This is a genomic window from Micromonospora sp. NPDC051925 (assembly GCF_044548625.1).
Lineage (GTDB): Bacteria > Actinomycetota > Actinomycetes > Mycobacteriales > Micromonosporaceae > Micromonospora.
The window spans coordinates 121,011-147,434 of the sequence record NZ_JBIUCH010000008.1; the positions used below are offsets into that span (position 1 = coordinate 121,011).

Consider the following 26,424-nt stretch of genomic DNA (forward strand, 5'->3'; position numbering starts at 1 on the left):
CCGACCGGCCACCCGGAGGACCCGGCCCGGCCGCCGGGAGGACCGGCGGGCCCGACCCGCTGCACCACGCTTGTCGACATGACCTTCGTGGATTCCCTGCTGGACCGCCTCGGCACCCTACCGCCCGGATACGTCCTGCTGACCGCGGCGGCGGTGCTCGCCGCCGAGGTGGGCCTGCTGGTCGGGCTGGTGCTGCCGGCGGCGACCACGATGCTGACCGTCGGGCTACTGGCGAGGACCGGCCGGCTGGATCTCGGCACGGCGCTCGCCGTCACCACCCTCGCGGCCTTCGTCGGGGATCAGCTCGGCTACCTGGAGGGTCGGCTGTTCGGGCCCCGGCTACGGGACGGCCGGCTGGGTCGGTGGGTCGGCGAGCACCGCTGGCGGCGGGCCGAGGCGCTGATCGCCACCCAGGGCGGTACGGCGGTGCTGCTCGGCCGGTGGACCGCGTTCGTCCGTACCCTGGTGCCCCGGGTGGCCGGCGCAGCCGGGCTGCCGTACCCCCGGTTCGTGTTCTTCGACGGGATCGCGGTGCTGGTCTGGGTGCCCGGGACGGTGCTGCTCGGCTGGGCGGCCGGCGCGGCGTCCGCCGGGCTGCCGTCCGTTGCCGGGGTCGTGCTGGTCGCGGTCGTGGTGGTCGTGCTGACCGGGCGTCGGGTCCGGGCCCGGCGTCGGCGGGCACCGACCCGGCCCTGCTCCGGGGTGGCCCGGCCGGGTCGGTCACCGAGGTGGCGGGTGCCCGGTTCCCGGCGGCCGGGCGCCGGACGGAGCGCCCCGACCCGCCGTGGCGCGCTGGACCGCTCCTGACCCCGGCCTGGTGGGCGTCCGGTCAGTCGGTCTCGGCGACCAGTTCGACCTGGTAACCCTGCTGGTCGGTGAGGTGACCGGTGTAGCTGTCCGGACCGCCGGCGTGCGGGTGGCGGTCGGCGAAGAGCAGCGTCCAGCCGTGGGCCGGCGCGGCGGCCACCAGCCGGTCCACCGCCTCCGGTGGACCGGCGTGGAAGGCCAGGTGGTTCAGGCCGGGGGCGAGCCGGTCGTGGACCCGCCCGGTGAGCGCAGGTGACTGTTCCATGACCAGGTACGTCGGCCCGTGCCGCCAGGACCGGCCGGCCGGCCAGTCCTGGTACGGCGTCCAACCGAGCTCACCGAGCAGCCAGCCCCAGCTCCGCTTGGCGGCGGCCAGGTCGGGTACCCAGACCTCGACGTGGTGCAGCCCGCCGGTGGTCAGCGCTTGCCGCCCGGCACCCATAGCACATCGCCGCCCGGGTTGGCCGTTCTTGACAGGATGAACAGCAGGTCGGAGAGGCGGTTGAGATACTTTGCCGGAAGGGAGCTGGTGCGATCCGGATCGTGGGCGACCAGGGCCCAGGCCGCCCGTTCGGCGCGCCGGGCGACAGTCCGTGCCACGTGCAGCAGCGCCGCGCCCGCAGTGCCGCCGGGGAGGATGAAGGAGTCGAGCTTGCTCAGACGCCCGTTGTACTCGTCGCACCAGCCTTCGAGGCGTTCCACGTACTCCTCGGTGACCCGCAGCGGCGGGTACGCCGGCTCCGGCTCGACGGGGGTGGCCAGGTCGGCGCCGACGTCGAACATGTCGTTCTGGATCGACTCCAGCACGGCCCGCAGCTCGTCGTCGAGCTGCCCCAGGGCGAGCGCCACGCCGAGCGCGGCGTTGCACTCGTCGACATCCGCGTACGCGGCGATCCGTGGATCGGTCTTCGGCACCTGCTCGTTGTTGCTCAGCCTGGTCATGCCGGCATCGCCGGCCTTGGTGTAGATGCGCGTGAGGTGGACGGCCATGACGCACAGCCTACGGATACCGGACCTGACGATCCCGGCGCGGCCGACGTCGGCCGGTCGGCCGGCGGGGGTGGGGCCGGGGGACGCCGGTGACCCGGCGGTCGACGACGTCGACGTCATCCGGGTGGGCGGGGATGCCCGGCTGGCCGGCACGGTGCACGTCGTCGGGGCGAAGAACTCCGCCCTGAAGCTGATGGCGGCGGCGCTGCTGGCGCCGGGGCGGACGGTGATCACCAACGTTCCCCGGATCACCGACATCGCCATCATGGGCGAGGTGCTGCGCCGGCTCGGCTGCGCGGTCCGGTTCGAGGCGGACGACCCGGTGGACCCGATGGTCGGGTACGACGGGCAGGCCCGGTCCCGGTCGGTCGTCATCGACGTACCCGAGCAGCCCGGGGCGGACGCCGACTACGACCTGGTCCGTCGGCTGCGGGCGTCGATCTGCGTGCTCGGCCCGCTGCTGGCCCGCCGGGGTTACGTGCGGGTGGCCCACCCGGGCGGTGACGCGATCGGCTCCCGGGGCCTGGACATGCACATCGCCGGGCTGGCCCGGATGGGCGCGGAGGTCTCCGGTGAGCACGGCTTCGTCATCGCCGCCGCCCCGGACGGCCTGCACGGCGCCGAGATCGTGCTGGACTTCCCGAGCGTGGGCGCCACCGAGAACCTGGTGATGGCGGCGGTGCTGGCCCGTGGCGTGACGGTGATCGACAACGCGGCCCGGGAACCGGAGATCGTCGACCTCTGCACCATGCTCAACCGGATGGGGGCCCGGATCTCCGGCTGCGGCAGCTCCACGCTGCGCATCGTCGGGGCACCCGCCCTGCGTCCGGTGCGGCACGCCACGGTGGGGGACCGGATCGTGGCCGGCACCTGGGCGTTCGGCGCGGCGATGACCCGGGGGGACGTGACGGTCACCGGGATCGACCCGGCCTACCTGGAGGTCGCGCTGGACAAGCTGGTGTCGGCCGGCGCGCTGGTGGAGACCCGGGTCGACGCCTTCCGGGTACGCGCCGACGACCGGCCCGCCGCCGTCGACGTGGTCACCCTGCCGTACCCGGGTTTCGCCACCGACCTGCTGCCGATGGCGATCGGCCTGGCGGCGGTCAGCGACGGGGCGTCGCTGATCACCGAGAACATCTTCGACGGCCGGTTCATGTTCGCCAACGAGATGATGCGGCTCGGCGCGGACATCAAGACCGACGGCCACCACGCCGTGGTACGGGGCCGGGAACGGCTCTCCGGCGCCCCGGTACGCGCCACCGACATCCGGGCCGGCGCCGGGCTGATCATCGCGGGGCTCTGCGCGGACGGGGTCACCGAGGTCTCCCACGTGCACCACGTGGACCGGGGCTACCCGGACTTCGTGGCCGATCTGCGGGCGCTCGGCGTGGAGGTGGAGCGCGGCACCGCCCCCGAGTCCCCCGACCTGACCATCTGACCCGCCTGCCGGGCCCTGGCCCGCTGATCCGCCTGCCGGCCCTGCCCGGTCCGGCAGCCGGGGCTTAGTGGTCGTTCAGGCTCGCCGACTAGGGTGCTGACAAGCACTCAATCGCAGCGAGGGAGAAGCAGATGGCGGGTCGACTCGCGGTTGTCGGGGCCGGACTGATGGGTTCCGGCATCGCCCAGGTGGCGGCGCAGGCGGGCTGGCAGGTGACCCTGCGGGACGTGGACGACGCGGCCACCACGCGGGGCCTCGACGGCATCCGCAGGTCGCTGGCGAAGTTCGCCGAGAAGGGGAAGATCGACCCGTCCGAGGTGGAGGCGACCCTGGGCCGGATCACCCCGACCACCGAGCTGGAGGCGGCGGCCGACGCGGACGTGGTGGTCGAGGCCGTCTTCGAGAAGATCGAGATCAAGCACGAGGTGTTCCGCGCCTTGGACAAGATCTGCAGGTCCGACGCGGTGCTGGCGACCAACACCTCGGCGATCCCGGTGACCCGGATCGCCACGGTGACCGAGCGGCCGGAGTCGGTCGTCGGCACCCACTTCTTCTCCCCGGTGCCGATGATGAAGCTCTGCGAGCTGGTACGCGGCTACAAGACCAGCGACGCGACCATCGCCACGGCGAAGGCGTTCGCCGAGGGGGTCGGCAAGACGGTGGTGGTGGTCAACCGGGACATCGCCGGTTTCGTCACCACCCGGCTGATCTGCGCGCTGGCCATGGAGGCGGTCAAGCTTGTCGAGTCCGGCGTGATGTCGGCCGAGGACCTGGACACCGCCTGCAAGCTCGGCTTCGGCCACGCGATGGGCCCGCTGGCCACGGTCGACCTGACCGGCGTGGACGTCCTGTTGAACGCCACGAGGAACATCTACACCGACACCGCCGACGAGAAGTTCTTCCCCCCGGAGCTGCTCCAGCGGATGGCCACCGCCGGCGACCTGGGCCGCAAGACCGGCCAGGGCTTCTACTCCTACTGACCCCGCCCGGGGCGGGTCGGCTCGCAATGTCGCCGATACTGCGGTATCCCCACCAGCGGATACCGCAGTATCGGCACCACTGAGTCGATCACGGCCCGCCCCGCGCGGCGGGTCAGCCGTCGCGCTTGGTGGTCCAGCGGAAGGTGGTCAGGCACAGCGCCAGGCCGATCACGCACCACAGCGCGAGGACCAGGGCCACCCGCCCCAGCTCGAAGGAGCCGCCGGGTTCCTGGGCGCCGAAGCTCTCCGGCAGGAAGACCGCGCGCAGGCCCTGGCACATCCACTTGAGCGGGAAGAGCGCGGCCACCTGCTGCATCCAGGCGGGCAGCTCGGTGAAGACGAAGAACACCCCGGAGATGAACTGGAGCACCAGGGAGACCGGGGTGACCACGGCGGAGCCGCTGCGCGCGGTGCGGGCCAGCGACGAGATGGCGATCCCGCACAGGGTGCAGGCGGTCACCCCGAGCACCGCGACCCAGCCGAAGGTGAACCACTTCGCGGCGGTGGCCGGCAGGTCGAGGTCGAACAGCGCCACGGCGACGGCCAGCAGCAGCGCGGTCTCGGCGATGCCGATCACCACCACCATGATCACCTTGCCGGCGAACCAGACCCACTTCGGCATCGGGGTGCCCCGATAGCGCTTGAGCACGCCCCGGTCCCGCTCGATCGGGATCCAGATGCCGAGGTTCTGGAAGCTCACCGTCATCAGGCCGGTCGCGATCATGCCGGTGATGAAGTACTGGGTGAACTTCACCCCGCCGCCGATCGTCCCGTCGAAGATCGACGCGAAGATCAGGATCATGATGATCGGGAAGCCCATCGTGAAGACGACGGACTCCCGGCTGCGCAGGAACTGGGTGATCTCCAGCCGGCCCTGGCGCAGGGCGAGCGCGCCCGCCCCGATCCGTCGGGCACCGGTGCCGGCGACCGGGGCCGCCGGCTTCGTCGTGGTGGTCATGAGTGTCCGATCATCTTCAGGTAGACGTCTTCCAGGGTCGGCCGGGTCACCGTCAGACCGGGCACCTCACCGCCGAAGCGCGCGGCCAGCTCCGCCACCAGCGCCGTCGGCGTCGCGCTCTCCGCCGTCTCCACCCTCCCGTCCGGGGTACGCCAGGAGACCGTCGCCAGGGCGTCCTGCCGGTTGCCGAGCCGGTCGGGTGGGGCCACCTCGACCAACCGGCCGGCGGCGATCACCCCGACCCGGTCGGCGAGCGACTCGGCCTCGTCCAGGTAGTGGGTGGTGAGCACGATGGTGGTGCCGGCGGCGGCGAGATCCCGGATCAGCTCCCAGAACTCGCGCCGGGCCTCCGGATCGAAGCCGGTGGTGGGCTCGTCGAGGAAGAGCAGCTCGGGGCGGCCGATGATGCCCAGCGCCACGTCGAGCCGGCGCTTCTGCCCGCCGGAGAGGGTGTGCGTGCGGGCGGTCGCCTTGGCCCCCAGCCCGACCCGCTCGACGACCTTGTCCGGGTCGTCCGCGCCGGGGTAGAAGCCGGAGAAGTGCCGGACCACCTCGGCGACGGTCAGCTCGTCGAACTCGCCGGTGCCCTGGAGGACGATGCCGACCCGGGAGCGCCAGTCGGCCGCCGGCCGGGCCGGATCGCTGCCGAGCACGCTCACCTCGCCGGCGTCGCGCTGCCGGTAGCCCTCCAGGATCTCCACGGTGGTGGTCTTGCCCGCGCCGTTCGGGCCGAGCAGGGCGAACACCTCGCCCCGGCGGACGTCCAGGTCCACCCCCGCCACCGCGACGTTGTCGCCGTACGCCTTGCGCAGTCCCCGTACGGAGATCGCGAGCTCGTCATCCATGACGTCCAGTGTGCGACCAGGCCGGCCAGGGCGGCGGCCGGGGGTGTGGTGGTGTCGGCCATCTCGCGTCGGGGCGACCCCGTTGTCCCCGACATGGAGCTGTGTGGTTTTCCACAGTCCGATGTACTGAACGGTAACTTAAACTCCGGCCATGGACGAGAAGGCACTCCCGGGCCGGCTGCCGGAGCGCGACCGCCCCTGGGTGATGCGCACCTACGCCGGGCACTCCTCCGCCGAGGCCAGCAACGCGCTCTTCCGCCGCAACCTGGCCAAGGGTCAGACCGGCCTCTCGGTCGCCTTCGACCTGCCCACCCAGACCGGCTACGACCCGGATCACGAACTGGCCGCCGGTGAGGTGGGCCGGGTCGGCGTGCCGGTGGCCCACCTCGGCGACATGCGGGCCCTGTTCGACGGCATCCCGCTCGCCGACGGCAACACCTCGATGACGATCAACGCGCCGGCGATGTGGCTGCTCGGCCTCTACCGCACGGTCGCCGTCGAGCAGGGTGCCGACCTGACCCGCTGCGCCGGCACCACGCAGAACGACATCATCAAGGAGTACCTGTCCCGGGGGACGTACATCTTCCCGCCGGCGGCGTCGCTGCGGCTGACCGCCGACGTCGTCGCGTACACGCTGGGTGAGATGCCCCGGTGGAACCCGGTCAACATCTGCTCGTACCACCTCCAGGAGGCCGGCGCGACGCCGGTGCAGGAGGTCGGTTTCGCCCTGGCGACCGCCGTCGCCGTGCTCGACGCGGTGCGGGACTGCGGCCAGGTGCCCGCCGAGCGGATGGGTGACGTCGTCGCCCGGATCAGCTTCTTCGTCAACGCCGGGGTGCGGTTCGTCGAGGAGATCGCCAAGATGCGCGCCTTCGGCCTGCTCTGGGACGAGATCACCCGGGACCGCTACGGCGTGGTCGACCCGAAGCAGCGCCGGTTCCGCTACGGCGTCCAGGTCAACTCGCTGGGCCTGACCGAGGCGCAGCCGGAGAACAACATCCCGCGCATCGTGCTGGAGATGCTCGGCGTCACCTTCTCCCGGGACGCCCGCGCCCGCGCGGTGCAACTGCCCGCCTGGAACGAGGCGCTCGGCCTGCCCCGCCCGTGGGACCAGCAGTGGTCGCTGCGCATGCAACAGGTCCTGGCGTACGAGTCGGACCTGCTCGAATACCCGGACCTGTTCGCCGGCTCGCACGTGATGACCGGCCTGGTCGACGGGATCGTCGCCGGGGCGCGGGTCGAGCTGGCGACGGTGCTCGACATGGGCGGGGTGGTGGCCGCCGTGGAGACCGGCTACCTCAAGAGCGCCCTGGTCGCCTCGCTGGCCGAGCGCCGCCGCCGGATGGAGTCCGGCGCCGACGTGGTGGTCGGCGTCAACCGGTTCACCGAGACCGAGCCGTCCCCGCTGACCGCCGCCGGGGCGCAGGCCGTCGAGCAGGTCGACCCGGCGGTGGAGGCGACGGCCACCGCCGCCGTACGCCGGTGGCGGGCCGCCCGGGACGCGGTGGCGGTGGACGCGGCCCTGGCCCGGCTCCGGGCGGACGCCGCGACCACGGTGAACCTGATGCCGGCGACGCTGGACTGCGTGCGGGCGGGGGTGACCACCGGCGAGTGGGCCGGCGCACTGCGGCAGGTCTTCGGCGAGTACCGGGCACCGACCGGGTTGACCGGGGCGGCCGGGGCCGGCGGGGACGCCACCCTGGCGGCGGTCCGGCAGCGGGTCGCCCGCACCGCGGAGGAGCTGGGCAGCGGGCGGCTGCGGCTGCTGGTCGGCAAGCCCGGCCTGGACGGGCACTCCAACGGCGCCGAGCAGATCGCGGTGCGCGCCCGCGACGCCGGCTTCGAGGTGGTCTACCAGGGCATCCGGTTGACCGCCGGGCAGATCGTCGCCGCCGCCGTGGAGGAGGACGTCGACCTGGTCGGCCTCTCGGTGCTCTCCGGCTCACACCTGGCGGCCGTGCCGGCGGTGCTGGACGGCCTGCGCGCCGCCGGCCGGGGCGACCTGCCGGTGGTGGTCGGCGGCATCATCCCCACCGGGGACGCCGACGCGCTGCGGGCCGCCGGGGTGGCCCGGGTCTTCACGCCGAAGGACTTCGTCCTCACCGGCATCATCGACGACCTGGTGACCGTCATCCGCGACGCCAACGGCCTGGCGTGACCGGAAGGCCCTGTGTCGGGGTCTTCCGGCCACGTCGGCTGGCCCCTCAGCGGCCCCGGTACGTCATGCAGTCGGCGACGTCGGTGCCCCCGCCGACGGTGATCCCCGGGGCGTGACACTCCAGATCCGAGTTGTGCGTGCAGTCGGACCGACTGCACGCGCCGACCTGGGCGATGAGCTGGTCGAGCCCACCGCGTACCGGCGACTCCACGAAGGTGTGGCAGTGGGCGTGGTCGCTGCTGCCGATGGTGATGGCGAACGCGTGGCAGTTGTTGGTGTGGTTGTAGGAGCAGGACGATGCCGCGCACTCCTGGACCCGGGGCATTTCCATCGCTGCGGTCATGACAACCTCCCTCTCGGTGTGTATGCCCGATATTAGGCATTTGCGCACCAAGGCGCACCAAGTTCCCCCACCGACCACCCCACCGATCCGCCCAGCCCCGCCCCGCCCCTTGATCGTCTACGTCCGGGCGACTCGACACGCCGGGGCGGGTGCCGCTGAGGCGTAGACGATCAAGGGGTCAGGCGCGAAGGGGTCAAGGGCTCGGACGGCCGGGGCATTGCGGCGATGTGGTGTCGGGCGCGGGGGAGTGGCCCGGAGGTGTCGGGTGGGCCGGGCGCGGGGAGCGCCGCCAGGTGCTCCGGATGTCCGGATCTGTGCGGGTGGCTGGGGGTGAGGGTGTCCCGGTCCGGGTGGTCTGGGGTGGCGCGTCCCGTGACCGGGGGCACGCTGACGACGGAATCCCGGCCGGGCCGCAGTCGTTACACCCTCCGTACGACCACAGCAGCACCCCGCCCGGCCAGCCCGGAGCGGGCAGCGCCCCGGAATGACGTGGGGCCCCCGGTCGTTACACATGGTCCCGGCGCGAGCGGCAAGCCCGCCGGAGACTGATCGAACTTCCCCCCGCATGAGCGCCTCGTCGTGGTGCTTACGCCGCCCGCCGCCGGCCCAGACCGGCGGCCCGGTCCCCCGACCGGCCCGGTGGCGTCGACCCTCGAAGGAGCATCCCCCATGACTACCACCATTCTGCGCAAGAGCGTTCTCGGTATCGCCGGTCTGGCCGTCGCCGGTGGCCTCGCCGCCGGCCCGCTGAACCATGGTGCCGCCGAGTCGACCGCCACCGACCACACGGTGGCCGTGGTGCAGGCCGACAAGCCTGCGGTGGACAAGGGCAAGCTGATCCCGCACGGCGTGCAGGGTGAGCAGTCCCGCATCGACCTGGGTGACGAGCAGACCGCCAACGTCGAGGCGATCATCGCCGCGACCAAGAAGTCGGGCCTGGACGAGCGGGCGGCAGTGGTCGCCATCGCGACCAGCCTCCAGGAGTCCAAGCTGGAGAACCTGGGCCACCTGGGTGACCGCAACGACCACGACTCGCAGGGCCTGTTCCAGCAGCGTCCGTCGAGCGGTTGGGGCACGGTCGAGCAGATCACCGACCCCGAGTACGCCACCATGGCGTTCCTCAAGAGCCTCAAGCAGGTCGACGGCTGGCAGGACATGCCGCTGACCAGGGCCGCCCAGACCGTGCAGGTCTCGGCGTACCCCGACCACTACGCCCAGTGGGAGCAGCAGGCCGCCGACCTGGTCGCCGAGCACTGGAACAGCTGACCCCGTACGACAACGATGGCCGGCACCCCGCCCGGGGTGCCGGCCATCGGCGTCTGCGGCGCGGGGTCAGACCCGGTAGCCGGCGGCGCGGGCCGCCTCACGTTCCCGGCGGCGGTCCCTGCGGCGACGCAGGAACCAGACCACGAACGCCACCATGCCCAGCAGGAACGCCAGCACCAGCACCGGCAGGATGATCGCCACCAGGGACATCAGCACGCTGGTCGCGTCCTCGGCGGTGCTGGCCACCGGTGCCCCGAAGCCCGCCGTGGTCGCGTTGACCACCGGTCGGGCCGCCGCCTTGAACAGGTGCACGCCGAGCGCGATGGCCACCCCCGCAGCCACCGGCACCCACTGGTGGGAGGTGAAGAACCCGCCCGGGTCGCTCACCGTCACCGTCTCGGAGCCCGAACCGGCACCGAAGGCGAGGCCACCGGCGGTGGGGCGGACCACGGTCTGGACGACGTCGTTGACGTGGTCGACCACGGGCACCTTGTCGGCGACGACCTCGACCGCGAGCAGCGCCGCGAGGATCGCCAGCACCCAGCCGTTGCCCAGCCACTGCCAGCCGCCCGGCAGGTCGATCAGGCTGGTGTAGCGGGCGAGCAGGCCCATGGTGAGCAGGGGAATGTAGGCGTTCAGGCCCGCCGAGGCGGCGAGCCCGGTACCGGTGAGGACTTCGAGCACCATCTCAGCATCGCACCGGCACGCCAGTGCCGCTCGACGGTGACTCGCCGGTCCTCCGCTACCCTCGTCGGGTGCGTCTGGTGATTGCGAAGTGCTCGGTGGACTATGTCGGACGGCTCTCGGCGCACCTGCCGCTGGCCACCCGCCTGCTCATGGTGAAGGCGGACGGCTCGGTGTCGATCCACGCCGACGACCGGGCGTACAAGCCGTTGAACTGGATGAGCCCGCCCTGTCGGCTGGAGGAGGCCCCCGGCGTGTGGCGGGTGGTCAACAAGGCCGGCGAGGAGCTACGGATCAACCTGGCGGAGATCTTCCAGGACACCTCGTACGAACTGGGGGTCGACCCGGGGCTGCGCAAGGACGGCGTCGAGGCGCACCTCCAGGAGTTGCTGGCCGCCAACCCGGAGACCCTCGGGGCCGGCTACACCCTGGTCCGGCGCGAGTACATGACCGCGATCGGCCCGGTCGACCTGCTCTGCCGGGACGCCGACTCCGGTGCGGTCGCCGTCGAGGTCAAGCGGCGTGGCGACATCGACGGGGTCGAGCAGCTCACCCGCTACCTCGAACTGATGAACCGCGACCCGCTGCTCGCCCCGGTGGCCGGCGTCTTCGCCGCGCAGGAGATCAAGCCGCAGGCCCGGGTGCTCGCCACCGACCGGGGCATCCGCTGCGTGGTCGTCGACTACGACCGGCTGCGCGGCATCGTGCGCGACGAGCTGACCCTCTTCTGACCGCGACTGGCCTCGCCGGTCCCGGCTGACCGGGGGCCGGGGGCCGGGGTCAGCGTCGGCCGTACAGCGCTTTGGTGACCTTGACGATGCGGGCCACGTCGGTCGGGGTCCGCTCGAAGGTCATCGCAGGCAGCAGCGACCGGGCCCGCCGCTTGGTGACCGACTTGGCCCGACCGAACTCGCGCAGCCCGTCCTCGCCGTGAATCCGGCCGAAGCCCGAGTCGCCCACCCCGCCGAACGGCAGCGTGGACATCCCGGCGAAGGCGAGCGCCGAGTTGACCGAGGCCATCCCCGAGCGCAGCCGTCGGGCGATCGCCATCGCGTCGCGGCGGCCGAAGACCGAACCCCCCAGGCCGTACGGCAGGGCGTTGGCCAGGCGTACGGCCTCGTCGGCGTCGGCGACCCGGCTGATGGTCACGGTGGGACCGAAGGTCTCCTCGCGGATGGCCGACGCGGACTCGGGGACGTCCACCAGCACCGTCGGGTGCACGTACGGCGGCTGTACGGCGGCGGGGCCGCCCAGCACCGCCCGCCCCCCGGCGTCGATGGCGTCGTCGATGTGCCGACGGATCACGTCGAGCTGGCTCGGCATGGTGATCGGACCGATGTCGGCCCCGTCCGCGCCGACGGTCAGTCGTTCGGCGCGGGCGACCACCTTGCCGACGAACGCGTCGTAGACCGGCGTCACCGCGTAGACCCGTTCGATGCCGATGCAGGTCTGGCCGGCGTTGGTCAGCGCGCCCCAGACACACGCCTCGGCGGCGGCGTCCAGGTCGGCGTCCGCGTCCACGATCATCGCGTCCTTGCCGCCGGCCTCCAGCAGCACCGGGGTCAGCGACTCGGCACAGGCCGCCATCACCTTCCGGGCGGTCGCCGTCGAGCCGGTGAAGGCCAGCTTGTCCACGCCCGAGCGGCACAGCGCCGCGCCGACGTCGCCCAGGCCGTGTACCGCCGTGAACACCGGCTGCTCCGGCACCACCTCGGCGAACGCGTCGACCAGCCACTGACCGACCACGGGGGTGTACTCGCTGGGCTTGAGGACGACCGCGTTGCCGGCGGCCAGCGCGTACGCGGCGGAGCCGATCGGGGTGAAGACCGGGTAGTTCCACGGGCCGATCACCCCGACCACGCCGTGCGGTTGGTATTCCAGGTGGCCGGAGAACTCGGCGAGGATCAGCCGGGACCGGACCCGGCGTGGCCCCAGCACCCGACGGGCGTTGCGGGCCGCCCAGTCGATGTGTTCGATGGCGGTGAGGATCTCGACGACTCCGTCACCGACCGGCTTGCCGCTCTCGGCGTGGATCAGCTCGGCCAGCTCTTCGATCCGTTGGGCGAGCAGGGCCCGCCAGCGCAGCAGCCGCGCACGGCGGCCGGTGAAGCCGAGACCGGCCCACCACTGTCCGGCCGTCCGGGCGCGGGTGACCGCGCGGGCCACCTCCTCGGCGGTGGCGACCGGCAGGCTGCCGGCCTCGGCTCCGGTGGCCGGGCTCGTCGAGACCAGCCGACCGTCGGAGATGACCGGGACACCCGGGACCTGCACAGCCGTCATGGCGGAAGTCTAGACCCGGAAGCTACCGGCTGGTAGTTCCCGGCGGTGGCCGTCGACGACTCCGGCCGCCGCCTGTTCGGTGGACGGTGGATGTCCGCCAGGGGGCGCGGAGATGACCGGGCGGGTGGTGAGCTGGTTACGCGGAGCTGGCAGGCTGACCGTGGGGCGACGGTGGGTGGGGAGCTGACTGTCCATGCAGGATCATCCGGAACTGAGGCCGTTGTTGACGGTGGCCGGCGGGCCGATGCGGGGCGCGAGTTTCCGCGTCCGCCCGCAACCGCAGGTGATCGGCCGGGCGCCGACCGCCGACATCGCGGTGGGCGACGCGCACCTGAGTCGGCGGCACGCCGAGCTGCGACCGACCGATGCCGGGGTGGTCCTGGTCGATCTGGGGTCGACCAACGGGACCTGGCTCAACGACCGGCGGATCACCGGCCCCGAGCCGCTCACCGACGGCGACGTGATCCGGCTGGGCCGTACCGAGCTGCGCTACTTCGACCCCGGGCTGGCCACCACCGACCCGGTCGGCCTGCGCTTCACCGGTGGCGCCGGTGGCCGTCGGGACCACCGGCCGACGCTGCCGCTGCCGTCTCGCGCCCCCGGCCCGACCGACGCCCGGCCGGCCGTCCCCATCCCCTCGGCGAGCGGCGTCGACACCAACGCCTGAGTCGTGGCAGCATGCCGCGGATGGAGATCGCGCAACGCACCGTGACCGCGAACGGCATCGTCCAACGGGTCCGGGTGGCCGGGCCACCGGACGGGACGCCGGTGTTGCTGGTGCACGGCAACGGCTCCTCGTCGGCCTTCTGGGAGCCGCTGCTACGCCGGCTCCCGGCGACGCTGCGGGTGGTCGCCCCGGACCTGCGGGGTTACGGGGGCACCGAGACCGCCCCGGTCGACGCCCGCCGGGGGCTGGCCGACTTCGCCGACGACGTGGCCGCCCTGCTCGACACCCCGGGGCTGTTCACCGCCGGGGCCCGTCCGGTGGTGGTCGGGCACTCCCTCGGCGGGGGAGTGGCGATGCGGCTGCTGGTCGACCGACCCGACCGGGTGGGCGCGCTGCTGCTGGAGGCGCCGGTCTCCCCGTACGGCTTCGGTGGCACCCGGGATCTCGCCGGCACCCCGACCACCCCGGACTTCGCCGGCACCGGGGCCGGCACCGCCAACGCCGACTTCGTGGCCAGGCTCGCCGCCGGTGACCGGGGCGTGGACGCCCCCACCAGCCCCCGTGCGGTGCTGCGGGCCAGCTACGTGGCGGACCCGGCCTGCCTGGCCGACGACGAGGAGCTGCTGCTGGACAGCCTGCTCTCCACTGCCACCGGCGACGACAACTACCCCGGCACCGCCGTGCCCTCGCCGCACTGGCCGGGCCTCGCGGCCGGTGACCGGGGGGTGCTCAACGCGCTGGCCCCGGCCCACTTCCGGCTCGCCGACGAGCTGGTCGCCGTCGCGGTGAAGCCGCCGGTGACCTGGGTACGCGGCGAGGCCGACGTGATCGTCTCCGACACCTCGCTGTTCGACCTGGCGTACCTGGGATCACTGGGGCTGGTGCCCGGCTGGCCGGGTGAGCAGGCCTGCCCGCCGCAGCCGATGGTCGGTCAGACCCGGGCGGTGCTGGAGCGGTACGCCGCCGCCGGGGGCGGCTACCGGGAGGTGGCCCTGCCGGACTGCGGGCACAGCCCGCACCTGGAACGGCCGGCCGAGTTCGTCGCCGAGTTGCTGGCCCTGACCGACCCGACGGCGATGCCCTGACCGGCCCGGCCGCGAGGCCCTGACCGGGCGACGGCCGGCTTCGCTGGACCGGGGCGGCCAGCACGTCCCGGAGCGGGATGCGGGATGTCTCCCACGGCGTCGCGGCAGCGCGTCGTCGCGTGGCAGACTGCGGCGGATAACCTTAGCGTTCGTTCAACTCGGCAACGGTGGAGTCAACCAGGGGAGGCCGGTCGTGGCGCGGGAGTTCACCAGGGTGGGTGTGGTGGGTCTGGGCACCATGGGTGCCGGCATCGTCGAGGTGTTCGCCCGCAACGGCGTCGACGTCGTCGCGGTGGAGATCTCCGAGGCCGCCCTGGCGCGTGGCCGGGCCACCCTCAAGGGGTCGACCGACCGGGCGGTGGCGAAGGGCAAGCTGGCCGAGGCCGACCGGGACGCCCTGCACTCGCGGGTCGACTTCCAGGTCGGGCTGGACGCGCTGCACTCGGTGGACCTGGTGATCGAGGCGGTCCCCGAGCACCTCGACCTCAAGCAACGGATCTTCGCGGAACTGGACCGGGTCTGCCGGCCCGACGCCATCCTGGCCACCAACACCTCGTCGCTGAGCGTCACCGAGATCTCGGTCGCCACGAGCCGGCCCCACCAGGTCGTCGGCATCCACTTCTTCAACCCGGCACCGGTGATGAAGCTGGTCGAGGTGGTCCGCACCGTGGTCACCTCCGCCGACGTGGTCGACGACGTCGAGGCGCTCTGCGCCCGGCTCGGCAAGGTCGACGTCACGATCAGCGACCGGGCCGGCTTCATCGCCAACGCCCTGCTGTTCGGCTACCTCAACCACGCGGTAGGCATGTTCGAGGCCCGGTACGCCACCCGGGAGGACATCGACGCGGCGATGAAGCTCGGCTGCGGCCTGCCGATGGGCCCGCTCGCCCTGATGGACCTGATCGGGCTGGACACCGCGTACGAGATCCTGGACACCATGTACCGGCGCGGTGGGCGGGACCGCCGGCACGCCCCGGTGCCATTGATCAAGCAGATGGTCACCGCTGGGCTGCTCGGCCGCAAGTCCGGACGCGGCTTCTACCGCTACGAGAAGCCGGGCTCACCGAAGGTCGTACCCGATGACCAGACGCCGGCCGCGACGGAGCCGGACCCACGGGGGATCTCCGCCCCCGCAGCCGTGACCAAGGTCGGCTCCGGGAGCGGGAGGAGTGAGCTTGCGAGCCCCGCAGCCGTGACCAAGGTCGGCTCCGGGAGCGGGAGGAGTGAGCTTGCGAGCCCCGCAGCCGTGACCAAGGTCGGCATCGTCGGCTCGGGGACGATGGCCACCGGGATCATCGAGGTCTTCGCCGGGGCCGGCTACGAGGTGGTCTCGGTGACCCGGGGCGCGGAGCAGTCCGCCAGGGTCTTCGAGGCGGTCCGGACGTCGCTCAACAAGGGTGTGGTGCGGGGCCGGCTCGGCGAGGCCGACCGGGACGCCGCGCTGGGCCGGATCACCTGGTCGGCCACCCTGGAGCACCTCGCCGACGTCGACCTGGTGGTCGAGGCCGTGGTCGAGGAACTGAGCGTCAAGAAGGCGCTGTTCGCCAGCCTCGACGAGATCTGCAAGCCGGGCGTGCTGCTCGCCACCACCACCTCCTCGCTGCCGGTGATCGACGTGGCGATGGCGACCCAGCGCCCGGCCGACGTGGTGGGCCTGCACTTCTTCAACCCGGCGCCGGTGATGCCGCTGGTCGAGGTGGTACGGACGATCCGCACCTCGGCGGAGACCACCGCCACCGCCCGCGCGGTCTGCGCCGCGCTCGGCAAGACCGGCGTGGTCTGCGGCGACCGGGCCGGTTTCGTGGTCAACGCGCTGCTCTTCCCGTACCTGAACGACGCGGTGAAGATGTTGGAGGCCAGCTACTCCACCGCCGACGACATCGACCACGCGATGAAGCTCGGCTGCGGCTACCCGATGGGCCCGTTCGAGCTGCTCGACGTGGTCGGCCTGGACGTGTCGCTGGCCATCCAGCGGGAGCTGTACCTGGAGCTACGCGAGCCGGGCTTCGCCCCCGCGCCGCTGCTGGAACACCTGGTCACCGCCGGCTACCTCGGCCGCAAGACCGGCCGGGGCTTCCGCGACCACACCCGGCGCTGATCCGGGTCAACGGCGGACGCCGGTGACGGCGTCTGACGGGTGTGACCTTCGAGGAGTACGTCAGCAGCCGTGGACCGGCGCTCGTCCGGCTGGCCCGGCTGCTGACCGGCGACCCGCACCGGGCCGAGGACCTCACCCAGGACGTGCTCGCCCGGGCGTACGTGCACTGGCGGCGGATCGCCCGCGCCGACCGCCCCGACGTGTACGTACGCCGGATGCTGGTCAACGCCAACCGGTCCTGGTGGCGGCGGCGGTCCAACCGTGAGCTGGTGGTGGACGGCTTCGGAGAGCAGGCCGGGCGGGCGGACGTCGGCGGCGAGGCGGCCGACCGGGACGAGTTGTGGCGGCTGATCCTCCTGTACCCGCAGCTGGGCCAGTTGGAGCTGCTCGGGCTGGAGAAGGCCCACCTGACGGCCTCGTACGGCTGGCCGTCCCGGGGTTTCACCGAGGCGGACGCGGCGACGGTGCTCGGCGGGGCGGTGGTGGCGGACGACCTCACCCGGCCGGACACCTGGAACTGACCGTAACCTTGGCAAGGTGAGCCCCCGTCGCAACCGTCCTCGCCGCGAGGACACCGCCCACCTGGACTCCGACCGGGCCCGCCAGGGCGTGGAATCGGTGCAGCAGTGGCGCGACGGCGAGTGGCAGGTACGCGGGATCAGCGGCGGAGCGTCGGTCAAGACGTACCGCTGCCCCGGGTGTGACCAGGAGATCCGGCCCGGCGTGGCGCACCTGGTGGCCTGGCCGGCCGACGGCACGGGTGATCTCACCGACCGGCGGCACTGGCACAGCGGCTGCTGGCGGGCCCGGGACCGGCGGGGGCCGAACCTGCTGCGCGGTCGGGGCGCACCCCGCTACGGCTGAACGACCGGTGCCACCCCGCGCTGCGGGTCGGCGGTCCCTGCCGTGCCGCGCCCTGCGGGAGGGCGGTCTGTGCCACCTCCGCGCTGGGGCGCTCTGCGCCGTGCCGCGCTGCGCGAGCGATCTGGATCACCTCGTTTCCGTCCGGGCGAGCGGCGGCGGCGACTTAGCGCCAGACTTGAGCGGTGAGCACACCGATTCGCGCGTCGTCGATCCTGCCCGGCCACCGGGAGGACATCGAGCTGCACACCGCCGACGGCCTGCGGCTCGTCGGGGAGCTGGCCCGCCCGGTCGACCGGGCACCGGTGGGCACCCTGGTCTGCCTGCACCCGCTGCCCACCCACGGCGGGATGATGGACAGCCACGTCTTCCGCAAGGCGGCCTGGCGGCTGCCCGCCCTGGCCGACCTGGCGGTGCTCCGGTTCAACACCCGGGGCACCAGCAGCGTCCGGGGCACCAGCGAGGGGGCGTTCGACAACGCGGTGGCCGAGCGTTTCGACGTGGCCGCCGCGATCGAGTACGCCGAGTTCCACGAGCTGCCGAGCGTCTGGCTGGTCGGCTGGTCGTTCGGCACCGACCTGACCCTCAAGTACGGCTGCGACCCGGCGGTGGCCGGGGCGATCCTGCTCTCCCCACCGTTGCGTTTCTCGCAACCCGAGGACCTGGCCGTCTGGGCGGAGTCGGGCCGACCGCTGACCGCGCTGGTGCCCGAGTTCGACGACTACCTGCGCCCCGACGAGGCGCGGGAACGCTTCGCGGTGGTGCCGCAGGCCGAGGTGGTCGGGGTGCCGGGGGCCAAGCACCTCTGGGTGGGCGACGCCGAGCGGGTGCTCGACGAGATCGTCCGGCGGGTGAACCCGGCGGTGCCGCTACCGCTGCCGACCAGCTGGGACGGCCCGATGGAGACCGGCGACGCCAGCGCGTACGCCGACCGCACGGTGGCCGCCTTCGCCGACACCCCCGTGCCGGGGCCCGCCGCCGGCTGAGCCGGTGGGCGGTGCTGTTCAGCGGCGTTCCTGCCGGGGCAGCACCACCTCGTGCAGGATCAGCTGGAGAGCGGCGACCACCGGGATGGCGATCAGCGCGCCGACCACCCCCATCAGCGCCACCCCGAGCAGCGCGGCGAGCAGCGCGGCCACCTCGTTGACCTCCACCGACCGCCGCATGATCTTGGGGTAGATGAGGTAGTTCTCCACCTGCTGGTAGATCACGAAGAAGACCACGCAGGCGATGCCGATCGGCAGCCCGGTGGCGAAGCCGACCAGGCTGACGATCACCGCGCCGAGGGTGGCACCGATCTGCGGGATCAGGTCGGTCACCGCCACCACCACGGCCAGTGCGAACGCGTACGGCAGCTCGACGACCAGCGCGAAGACGAAGGTGGTCGCGCCGGCCAGCACCGCGATGCTCAGCGCCCCCACCATGTACGCGCCGACCTTGGTCAGGATCTCGTCACCGATCAGGCTGACCCGTTGCCGGCGGGACCTCGGCACCAACGCGTACCCGAGGTCGCGCAGCTTGTCGAAGTAGGCCAGGAAGTAGATCGTCAGCACCAGCACGGTGAGCACCCGGAAGATGGTGCCGAAGATCAGTTGGGCACCGCCGAGGACCCCGCCGAGCGCCCGGCCGACGGTGTCCGCGTTCGCCAGCTCCTGCACCCGCTGCATCACGTCGTACCGCACCACCAGGTCGTTGACGGCGCGATTGCGGCGCAGCTCCTCCACGTAACTGGGCAACTGGTCGATGAACTGCCCGGTCTGGGTCACCACCGGCGGCACCAGTGCCACCAGCCCAGCGACGATCAACAGCACCAGGGTCAGCACGACCACCGTCACGGCCAGGCCGTGCGGCAGCCCCCAGCGGCGTAGCCGGACCACCGCCGGGTTGAGCCCCACCGCCAGGAAGAGCGCGATCACCACCAGGACCAGGATTCCGCCGGCATTGCGGATCCCCATGAAGACGGTGTACGCCAGCAGCACGCCGAGCGCGCCGGTGAAGCCGATCAGGAAGCTGCTGCGGCGCAGTGGTCGACCGGGCCGACCGAACCGCCCCGAGCCGGTGGTGACCGACCCGGCGGACTCGTGTTCCCTCGGGTCGACGTGCGCCACCGCGTCATCCGGCCCGGCGTTCCCCCTGGTGGAAGCGGTGGCGTCCGACGCGGTGGAAGCGGCGGTGTCCGACGCGGTGGAGATGGTGGCGTCCGGCGTGGCGGGCGGGCTCGCCGGTCCGGCCGGGGTGGCGGCGGTCACCCCGGTCCCCTCGCCAGCCGACCGCGGCGGGGGAGACGACGAGGTGGTGCGGTGCGCCGCCGGTTCCGGCCCCTGGCGGGCCGCCGGTACGCCCGGGGGTGCGCTGTCCCGGGTCGCGTCGTCGCGTGCCGGGCCGTGCTGTGCCACCGGACCTCCCTCGTCCCGCTCCGGCGTTGACCACCGGGAGTGAATCATGCGGCCCACCCGGCGAACACCTACCGTGCGGGCCCCTGCTCGCAGGGTAGTGGTCCCTGACGGTGGCCAGCCACCCCGGGTCACCCGGACCGGCCCGCCACCACACCCCTGGTCCGCTCGGCCCCGGCGGTCGTCATGTTCTGTCCGCTCGGTCCCCGGCGCTCGTCGTGCTTCGCCCGCTCGGTCCCGGCGGTTGTCGTGCTTCTGTCTGCTCGGTCCCGGCGGTTGTCGTGCTTCTGTCCGCTCGGTCCCGGCGGTGTCGTGCTCTGTCCGCTCGGCCTGGCGTCGCCGGGTGAGGCGTCACTCGGACTCGACGGTCACCGTACTCGGTTTGGCGCTGCGCTCGTCGGTGGTCGGCTTGGTGGGCCGTTTACCGTTCTCGCCGGTACTGGTGATCTTCGTCGGGGTGGCCCTCCGGCCAGCGGTGCCCGGGACCGCGGCGACCGTCGGTTCGCCGTCCACCCCGGCGCTGGCCGTCTCGCCGTCCACCGTGGTCACCGGCTCCGCCTTCGGCTTCGCGCCGGTGCCGTCCGGGCTCTCCGTCGGCCTGGCACCATTGGCGGCCGGGCCTGTCGCCGGCTTCGTGACGGCCACGACCGGGTCCTTCTTGACGCCGGCACCGTCCGGGTTCGCCTCTGCGCCGGCCCCGACCGGGTTCGCCCTGGCACCGTCCGGGTTTGTTGTGGCACCGGTCACGACCGGGTTCGCCTTGGTGCCGGTCACGTCCTGCTCCGGCTTCCGGCCGTCGGTGGTGCGGGCCGGCTTCGGCTTCGCACCGTTGCCGAGCGGGCCCGTACCCGGTCGGTCGCCGTCCGGCGTCGGTACCACCGCGTCGAGGCCCATCGGGGCCGTGGCGCGCATCCGGAGTTCGGTGACCTCCCGCTGGACCTCGTCATGCTCCTGCCGCGCCTGCCAGGTCTCCTGGCGCAGGTCGGCGAGCTGCTGCTGGGCCTGGGCGATCTCCAGCATCACCCGGGCGAGCTGCTGACGGCCGGCCGCCGCCTCCTGCTGGGTGGCGGCGAGGTGCTGTTGGGTGGTGGCCAGGTGCTGCTGGGTGGTGGCCGCATACTCGTCGAACTGCCGGCGCGAGGCGGCGACGTGCTCGTCGGCCTGGCGGCGCTTGTCGGCGGTCTCCCGTTCGACCCGGTCGAGCAGTTCGGTGGTCTCCTGTTCGACCCGCCGGCGCAGTTCGGCGGTCTCCTGCTCGGCCTTCCGGCGCAGGGCCGACGCGTCCGCCTCGGCCGAGCTGCGGATCTCCGCCGCGCCCCGCTCGATCTCGTCGCGCCGTGCGGTCCACTCCCGTTCCAGTTCGTTCTGCCGGGCCTCGTGCTGCTGCTCCAGCTCGTCGTGCCGGGTCTGGTGCTTGCGGTCCAGCTCGTCGCGGTGCCTGGCGAACTCCTGCTCGGCGGCGGCACGACGCTGGGTCAGCTCCCGGTCGGCGGCCTCCCGTCGGCCGTTGACCTCCTGCTCCACCCCCGCGCGCCAGGCACCCAGTTCCTGCTGCGTCTGGGCCCGGGACTGCTGCACGTACGCCTCGGTCTCGGTGCGCAGCCGCTGCACGTACGCCTCGGCCTCGGCGCGGCTGCGCTCGGCCGCCTCGGTCGCCTCGGTGGTCAGCCGGTGGGCCTCCTGCCGGGCCCGGCTCCGGGTCGCCTTCGCCGCTCCCTCGGCGTCGTCGGTGACCTGCTTCGCCTCCTGCATGGCCTTGGCGTGGGTGGCCCGGCTGGTCGCGGTCGCCGTCTCGGTGAGCCGCTTCGCCTCCTGCTGGGCCTTGGCGTGCACCTCCTTGGCCGCGTCGCGCAACTGGGTGGCCTCCTGCTGGGCCTTCGCCAGCGCTGCCTTGGCGGTCTCGCGGAGCTTGGTGGCCTCCTGCTGGGCCCGACTGTGGATCTCCCGGGCGGTGTCGCGCAGCTGGGTGGCCTCCTGCTTGGCCTTGTTCAGGGCCTCCTGGGCGGCGGCGCGCAGCCGGTTCGACTCGTCCTCGGCGGTGGCGCGCAGCAGGGTCGACTCGTCCTTGGCGGTGCTGCGCAGCCGGGCGGCATCCTCCTTGGCCGTACGGACGGCGGCGTCCGCCTCGGCCTTACGGGCCGTGGTGTGCCGCTCCTCATCGGCACGCCGGGCGGCGAGCGCTATCTCGAAGTCCTTGAGGGCCCTGGCGGCCTGCTCCCGGGCCTCGTCGATGATGTGCTCGGCGGCGGCCCGGCGGGCCTCGATCTCCTCGTTGGCGGCGGCCAGGATGGCATCCGCCTGCTCCTCGGCGAGGGCGAGGATCTGCTCGACCCGGGGGCCGAGGTGCTTGAAGGAGGCGCGGTCTACCACGCCGATCTGCTTACGCACCTGGGCGAGATCCCGCTGGAGATGCTCGACCTGCCCGGCCAGCTTGTGGATCTGGGTGTACGCCTGTTCCCGCTCACCCGTCAGGGTGGTGATCTCGTGCTCCGCACGAGCGACGTACCGGTCGACCTGTCGTTTGTCGTATCCCCGCAGGGCGGACTCGAAGCTGGGCTCCGTAGTCACATCCCCGCCGAGAGCGAACAGTTCCTCGCCGTGCGACATGCCCCCATCCTCACACGCATCCGGCCCTCCTGGGGCGATACGGACGCCGCTGTCGGAGCTGTTTCACTGTGGTTGGGCGACAGGGTGTCACAGGGCGGGAACGCGGACGGCGCGGGGGTCCACCGGTCACCCGGTCTCGCCCCGCGCCGTGACACATGCCCCGGCGGTGCGATGGATCAGCTGGCGGTCTCCGCGGTGGTCCGCGACTCGGCGTCGGCCTTGGCCGGCTCCGACTTGGCCGGCGTGGCGGCCTGCTGCTGGGCCGGTACGCCCGGCACGATCCCGGCCAGGCCGGAGAGCATCTGACCGAGCTGGGAGGTCACCGCGTCCTTCTGGCGGGTGAGGTCCTCCACCTCGCGGCGGGCCGCCTGGGTGGTCAGGTCCGCCTCGGTACGCGCCTCGGTGAGCAGTCGCTTCGCCTCGGCCTTGGCCTCGTTGAGCGTCTTCTCGGACAGCGCCTTGGCCTTGTCGACGGTCTCGTTGGCGGTGCGCTCGGACTCGACCCGACGGGCCTCGGCGCGCTGCTCGATCTCCTTGGCCCGCTCCTGGGCGGCGCGGGCCCGCTGCTCGGCCTCGCCGACCAGCTTCTGGGTCTGCGCCACCTGGGCGGCGTGCCGCTCGGACTCCTCGCGCTCGGCCTTCTCCCGACGCTCGGCGAGCTGGAGCTCCAGGGCCTGGAGGTCCTTGTCCCGCTTGTCGCGGGCGTCGGTGAGCAGCTTGGTCGCCTCGGCGCGCTTCTCCTCGGCCTCCCGCGCGGCCTTCGCCCGCTGCTGGGTGATCTCCCGCTCGGCGGTGGCGCGCAGGGTGGCGACCTCCCGCTCGACGGTGGACTTCAGCTCGGCCACCTCGTGCGCGGTGACCGTACGCAGCTGCTTGGTCTCCCGGTCGGCGTCGGCGCGCAGGGTGTCGGCCTCCCGGCGGGCCTGCACCCGGGCCTCGGCGGCCTCCCGCTCGGCGGCGGTACGGACGGTGCCGGCCTCCCGCTCAGCGGTGGCCTTCATCGCGGCGGCCTCGGCCCGCGCCTTGTCCGTGATCTCCCGCGCCTCCAGCCGGGCGGCGGAGAGGATTCCCTCCGACTCGCGCTTGGCCTCGTTGCGGTGGTCGTTGGCCTGCTCCTCGGCCAGCCGGAGGATCTGCTCGACCCGGGTGCCGAGACCGGAGAGGGTCGGCCGGCTGTTCTCCTCGAGCTGCTTGTTGGTGTCGGTGAGCTTCTGCTCGAGCGCGGCCTGCCGCTGCTCGGCCTGGCGGAGCCGGCGCTGGGCGTCGTTCATCCGCTGCTCAGCCTCGGCGCGGGCCTGCTCCGACTGGGTCAGCGCGGCTGTCATCCGGCCGAGGAAGTCGTCGACCTGGTGGGTGTTGTATCCGCGCAGGCCGACCGTGAAATCTGGCTGCGAGTTCGCGTTATCGAAGAACGCGAGAGGGGAGGACTGCTGCTGGGGCATTGGGACATACTTGCAGACCCCCCGGGGTCGTTCGCAAGAGCGGTGTGGAGCTTTCGTGTCCTCTTTACATGGTCCACCGGGTCGTCCGACCGGTCCGGCCCGGACGGCGATCTTGGCAGGTCCGGGCGGGGCTGTCGTCACGCGAGGTAACGAAAAAAGGGCCACGGGCACTGTCCGTGACCCTTTGTCCGGCCGCCCTCGAATGGGGGCCGGTGACAATGGGCACGAGGACCCCGACGACCCCGCCGCAAAGGCAATGCCCGCCGCGCCGCAAAGTGGAGCCCGGACCGCCCGGTCGGGTCAGTGCCCCCGGAACCGGTTGATCTCCCGCTCGTACCGCGCGCGGAACCCGGGGTCGCGGACCCCGAGCCCGTCGGCGGGGGCCAGGCAGCGCACCCCGACCTTGCCCTGGTGGGCGTTGCGGTGCACCTCGTACGCCGCCTGCCCGGTCTGCTCCAGTGGGTAGGTGCGCGACACCGTCGGGTGCACCTTGCCCAGCGCGACCAACCGGTTGGCCTGCCACGCCTCATGGTAGTTGGCGAAGTGGCTGCCGACGATCCGCTTGAGGTGCATCCACAGGTAACGGTTGTCGTACTGGTGCTGGAAGCCGCTGGTGGAGGCGCAGGTGACGACGGTGCCGCCGCGCTTGGCGACATAGACGCTGGCACCGAAGGTCTCCCGGCCCGGGTGCTCGAAGACGATGTCCGGGTCCTCGCCGCCGGTCAGCTCACGGATCCGTTCGCCGAGGCGCCGCCACTCGTCCGGGTCCTGGGTCTGCTCGTCGGACCAGAACCGGAAGCCCTCGGCGGCCCGGTCTATCACCAGCTCGGCGCCCATCGCCCGGCACAGCGCGGCCTTCTGCGGCGAGGAGACCACGCAGACCGGGATCGCGCCCCCGCCCAGCGCCAGCTGGGTGGCGTAGCCGCCGAGTCCGCCGGAGGCACCCCAGATCAGCACCACGTCACCCTGCTTCAGGCCGGCCCCGTGGTGGGAGACGAGCTGCCGGTACGCGGTGGAGTTGACCAGCCCCGGGCTGGCCGCCTCCTCCCAGCTCAGGTGGCGGGGCTTCGGCATCAGCTGGTTGGCCTTCACCACGCACAGCTCGGCCAGGCCGCCGAAGTTGGTCTCGAAGCCCCAGATCCGCTGCTGCGGGTCGAGCATCGTGTCGTCGTGCCCGGCCGCGTCCTCCAACTCGACCGAGAGGCAGTGCGCGACCACCTCGTCGCCGACCTTCCACCGGGTCACCCCCGGGCCGGTGCGCAGCACCACGCCGGCCGCGTCCGAGCCGACCACGTGGTACGGCAGGTCGTGCCGGCGGGTCAGCTCGGAGAGCCGGCCGTAGCGCTGGAGGAACCGGAACGTGGGCAGCGGTTCGAAGATGCTGGTCCACACGGTGTTGTAGTTGATCGCGCTGGCCATCACCGCGACCAGCGCCTCACCCGGCCCGAGTTCCGGGGTGGGCACCTCCTGCACGTGCAGCGCCGTGCGCGGGTCCCGGTCCCGGGTCGCCAGCCCGTCGAACATCCGGGCCTCGTCGGCGCGGACCACCACGCCCCGGTAGGTCTGCGGCACCGGCAGCCCGGCCAGGCCGGCGAGTTGCCGCTCCGGCTGGCCGGAGCCCTCCGCCGCCATGATCGCTTCGAGGATGTCCTGCACGGTGACCTCCCGTTCGTCGGCACCCACACCGGGGCGGGGGCGCTGCCATCGTCGACGCTGGCGGGACCGGTGACCATGTCGGCAATCGACACCTCCGGCTCCCGGCCACTGCCGTGCCAGCGGACGCTACTGAACGGTCGTTAGGGTTCGGAACCCTCCTGTGAGGAACTGCATCACCCCATGCGCGGACCTGCCCAAGGAAGCGCTGAACTGCACACCCCCACACCCCCACACCCCGCTCGCCCCCTCCGGCCCGCCGAGCGGTGTTGATCAAGAGGTTTACGTCATGCTCGAAGATCGAATTGACACAAACCTCTTGATCAACACTCCGGGAAGGGGTGGGTGGGTGGGGTGGGTGGGTGGGGGGTTAGTGGGGGGTGGGGGCGGGTTCTACTAGTTCGATGAGGACGCCGCCGGCGGCCTTGGGGTGTACGAAGTTGACGCGGGAGTCGGCGGTGCCTCGCTTCGGGGTGTCGTAGAGCAGCCGTACGCCGCGTTCGCGCAGCGCCGCGCAGGCCACGTCGATGTCGGCGACCGTGTACGCCACCTGCTGCACGCCGGGGCCGTTGCGGTCGAGGAACTTCGCGATGGTCGACTCCGGCGACAGCGGGGCGAGCAACTGCACGCAGCCGCCCTCGGCGGTCGGGCCGACGGCCATCATCGCCTCGCGTACGCCCTGCTCGGTGTTGGTCTCCACGTGTACGCAGCGCATCCCGAAGGTGCGCTGGTAGAAGTCGATCGCGGCGTCCAGGTCGGCGACCGCGACCCCGACGTGATCGATACGGCGCAGCCCGATGTCTGTGACGTAGTCGGCAGCGGGCTCGACGGGGGAGTTCTCAGCCATGACGCTAGTCTGGCCGAACAGC

General features: G+C 72.5%; 25 protein-coding genes. 12 read left to right on the forward strand and 13 right to left on the reverse strand.

All coding sequences use genetic code 11. The features are described from left to right. Positions 1-78: 78 nt before the first annotated feature. A complete protein-coding gene (locus ACIG87_RS12875) occupies positions 79-807 on the forward strand; it encodes a DedA family protein (RefSeq protein WP_396850676.1) in 729 nt (242 codons plus the stop codon). A 22-nt stretch (positions 808-829) separates the two neighbouring features. On the opposite strand, the gene ACIG87_RS12880 is transcribed toward ACIG87_RS12875, so the two are convergent. Beyond that, positions 830-1,249 (reverse strand): VOC family protein, encoded by a 420-nt coding sequence (locus ACIG87_RS12880; RefSeq protein ID WP_396850677.1) that lies wholly within the window; start codon positions 1,247-1,249, stop codon positions 830-832. Further along, complete coding sequence (locus tag ACIG87_RS12885) at positions 1,225-1,797, reverse strand: cob(I)yrinic acid a,c-diamide adenosyltransferase (RefSeq protein ID WP_396850678.1); 573 nt, start codon at positions 1,795-1,797, stop codon at positions 1,225-1,227. Before ACIG87_RS12885 ends, ACIG87_RS12880 begins: the two co-directional genes overlap by 25 nt. On the opposite strand from ACIG87_RS12885, the gene murA reads away from it, so the two are divergent. After that, complete coding sequence (gene murA / locus ACIG87_RS12890; protein WP_396850679.1) at positions 1,796-3,235, forward strand: UDP-N-acetylglucosamine 1-carboxyvinyltransferase; 1,440 nt, start codon at positions 1,796-1,798, stop codon at positions 3,233-3,235. The two genes, ACIG87_RS12885 and murA, sit on opposite strands and share 2 nt — an antisense overlap. Positions 3,236-3,366: 131 nt before the next feature. Further along, the gene (locus tag ACIG87_RS12895; protein WP_396850680.1) at positions 3,367-4,215 is read left to right on the forward strand and encodes a 3-hydroxyacyl-CoA dehydrogenase family protein; all 849 of its coding nucleotides are present in this window, start codon (positions 3,367-3,369) and stop codon (positions 4,213-4,215) included. A 112-nt stretch (positions 4,216-4,327) separates the two neighbouring features. On the opposite strand, the gene ACIG87_RS12900 is transcribed toward ACIG87_RS12895, so the two are convergent. Together ACIG87_RS12900 and ACIG87_RS12905 are read right to left on the reverse strand one after the other, a co-directional pair. Beyond that, the gene (locus tag ACIG87_RS12900; RefSeq protein WP_396850681.1) at positions 4,328-5,173 is read right to left on the reverse strand and encodes an ABC transporter permease; all 846 of its coding nucleotides are present in this window, start codon (positions 5,171-5,173) and stop codon (positions 4,328-4,330) included. Further along, positions 5,170-6,018 (reverse strand): ABC transporter ATP-binding protein, encoded by an 849-nt coding sequence (locus ACIG87_RS12905; RefSeq protein WP_396850682.1) that lies wholly within the window; start codon positions 6,016-6,018, stop codon positions 5,170-5,172. Before ACIG87_RS12905 ends, ACIG87_RS12900 begins: the two co-directional genes overlap by 4 nt. A 151-nt stretch (positions 6,019-6,169) precedes the next feature. On the opposite strand from ACIG87_RS12905, the gene ACIG87_RS12910 reads away from it, so the two are divergent. Then, positions 6,170-8,176: a protein meaA gene (locus tag ACIG87_RS12910; RefSeq protein WP_396850683.1), complete on the forward strand. Its 2,007-nt coding sequence runs from the start codon at positions 6,170-6,172 to the stop codon at positions 8,174-8,176. A 46-nt stretch (positions 8,177-8,222) separates the two neighbouring features. Here the strand turns inward: ACIG87_RS12910 and ACIG87_RS12915 are convergent, their stop codons facing one another. Beyond that, entirely contained in the window at positions 8,223-8,519 is a 297-nt protein-coding gene (locus ACIG87_RS12915; protein ID WP_396850684.1) for a DUF1540 domain-containing protein, read from the reverse strand. Between the two features lie 669 nt (positions 8,520-9,188). Here ACIG87_RS12915 and ACIG87_RS12920 point away from each other — a divergent pair. Further along, positions 9,189-9,785, forward strand: coding sequence for a hypothetical protein (locus ACIG87_RS12920; protein WP_396850685.1), 597 nt, complete (start codon positions 9,189-9,191; stop codon positions 9,783-9,785). A 66-nt stretch (positions 9,786-9,851) separates the two neighbouring features. Here ACIG87_RS12920 and ACIG87_RS12925 read toward each other — a convergent pair whose 3' ends face one another. Next, positions 9,852-10,469, reverse strand: a complete 618-nt coding sequence (locus tag ACIG87_RS12925) for a DUF4126 domain-containing protein (protein WP_396850829.1) — start codon at positions 10,467-10,469, stop codon at positions 9,852-9,854. A gap of 71 nt (positions 10,470-10,540) precedes the next feature. On the opposite strand from ACIG87_RS12925, the gene nucS reads away from it, so the two are divergent. Beyond that, positions 10,541-11,200: an endonuclease NucS gene (gene nucS / locus ACIG87_RS12930; protein ID WP_396850686.1), complete on the forward strand. Its 660-nt coding sequence runs from the start codon at positions 10,541-10,543 to the stop codon at positions 11,198-11,200. 49 nt (positions 11,201-11,249) lie between these two features. Here nucS and ACIG87_RS12935 read toward each other — a convergent pair whose 3' ends face one another. Beyond that, entirely contained in the window at positions 11,250-12,749 is a 1,500-nt protein-coding gene (locus ACIG87_RS12935; protein ID WP_396850687.1) for an aldehyde dehydrogenase family protein, read from the reverse strand. A 9-nt stretch (positions 12,750-12,758) separates the two neighbouring features. Beyond that, a complete protein-coding gene (locus tag ACIG87_RS12940) occupies positions 12,759-12,944 on the reverse strand; it encodes a hypothetical protein (protein ID WP_396850688.1) in 186 nt (61 codons plus the stop codon). On the opposite strand from ACIG87_RS12940, the gene ACIG87_RS12945 reads away from it, so the two are divergent. From ACIG87_RS12945 to ACIG87_RS12970, 6 genes are all read left to right on the forward strand, one after another. Continuing rightward, positions 12,943-13,416: an FHA domain-containing protein gene (locus ACIG87_RS12945; protein ID WP_396850689.1), complete on the forward strand. Its 474-nt coding sequence runs from the start codon at positions 12,943-12,945 to the stop codon at positions 13,414-13,416. The two genes, ACIG87_RS12940 and ACIG87_RS12945, sit on opposite strands and share 2 nt — an antisense overlap. Before the next feature lie 20 nt (positions 13,417-13,436). Continuing rightward, positions 13,437-14,501: an alpha/beta fold hydrolase gene (locus ACIG87_RS12950; protein ID WP_396850690.1), complete on the forward strand. Its 1,065-nt coding sequence runs from the start codon at positions 13,437-13,439 to the stop codon at positions 14,499-14,501. Positions 14,502-14,694: 193 nt separating this feature from the next. Then, positions 14,695-16,599, forward strand: coding sequence for a 3-hydroxyacyl-CoA dehydrogenase family protein (locus tag ACIG87_RS12955; protein WP_396850691.1), 1,905 nt, complete (start codon positions 14,695-14,697; stop codon positions 16,597-16,599). A gap of 41 nt (positions 16,600-16,640) precedes the next feature. Beyond that, entirely contained in the window at positions 16,641-17,120 is a 480-nt protein-coding gene (locus ACIG87_RS12960; protein WP_396850692.1) for a sigma factor, read from the forward strand. Between the two features lie 16 nt (positions 17,121-17,136). Beyond that, positions 17,137-17,463: a hypothetical protein gene (locus ACIG87_RS12965; RefSeq protein WP_396850693.1), complete on the forward strand. Its 327-nt coding sequence runs from the start codon at positions 17,137-17,139 to the stop codon at positions 17,461-17,463. A 182-nt stretch (positions 17,464-17,645) separates the two neighbouring features. Further along, positions 17,646-18,446 carry an alpha/beta hydrolase gene (locus ACIG87_RS12970; protein WP_396850694.1) on the forward strand — a complete coding sequence of 267 codons (801 nt, stop codon included), beginning with the start codon at positions 17,646-17,648 and terminating at the stop codon, positions 18,444-18,446. An 18-nt stretch (positions 18,447-18,464) separates the two neighbouring features. Here ACIG87_RS12970 and ACIG87_RS12975 read toward each other — a convergent pair whose 3' ends face one another. The 5 genes from ACIG87_RS12975 to mce form a co-directional block, all read right to left on the reverse strand. After that, the gene (locus ACIG87_RS12975) at positions 18,465-19,568 is read right to left on the reverse strand and encodes an AI-2E family transporter (RefSeq protein WP_396850830.1); all 1,104 of its coding nucleotides are present in this window, start codon (positions 19,566-19,568) and stop codon (positions 18,465-18,467) included. A gap of 636 nt (positions 19,569-20,204) precedes the next feature. After that, a complete protein-coding gene (locus tag ACIG87_RS12980) occupies positions 20,205-22,460 on the reverse strand; it encodes a hypothetical protein (RefSeq protein WP_396850695.1) in 2,256 nt (751 codons plus the stop codon). A 176-nt stretch (positions 22,461-22,636) separates the two neighbouring features. After that, positions 22,637-23,902 carry a DivIVA domain-containing protein gene (locus tag ACIG87_RS12985; RefSeq protein WP_396850696.1) on the reverse strand — a complete coding sequence of 422 codons (1,266 nt, stop codon included), beginning with the start codon at positions 23,900-23,902 and terminating at the stop codon, positions 22,637-22,639. Between the two features lie 300 nt (positions 23,903-24,202). After that, positions 24,203-25,558, reverse strand: coding sequence for a crotonyl-CoA carboxylase/reductase (gene ccrA, locus ACIG87_RS12990; RefSeq protein ID WP_396850831.1), 1,356 nt, complete (start codon positions 25,556-25,558; stop codon positions 24,203-24,205). Between the two features lie 367 nt (positions 25,559-25,925). Beyond that, positions 25,926-26,402 (reverse strand): methylmalonyl-CoA epimerase, encoded by a 477-nt coding sequence (gene mce / locus ACIG87_RS12995; protein ID WP_396850697.1) that lies wholly within the window; start codon positions 26,400-26,402, stop codon positions 25,926-25,928. Between the last annotated feature and the right edge of the window lie 22 nt (positions 26,403-26,424).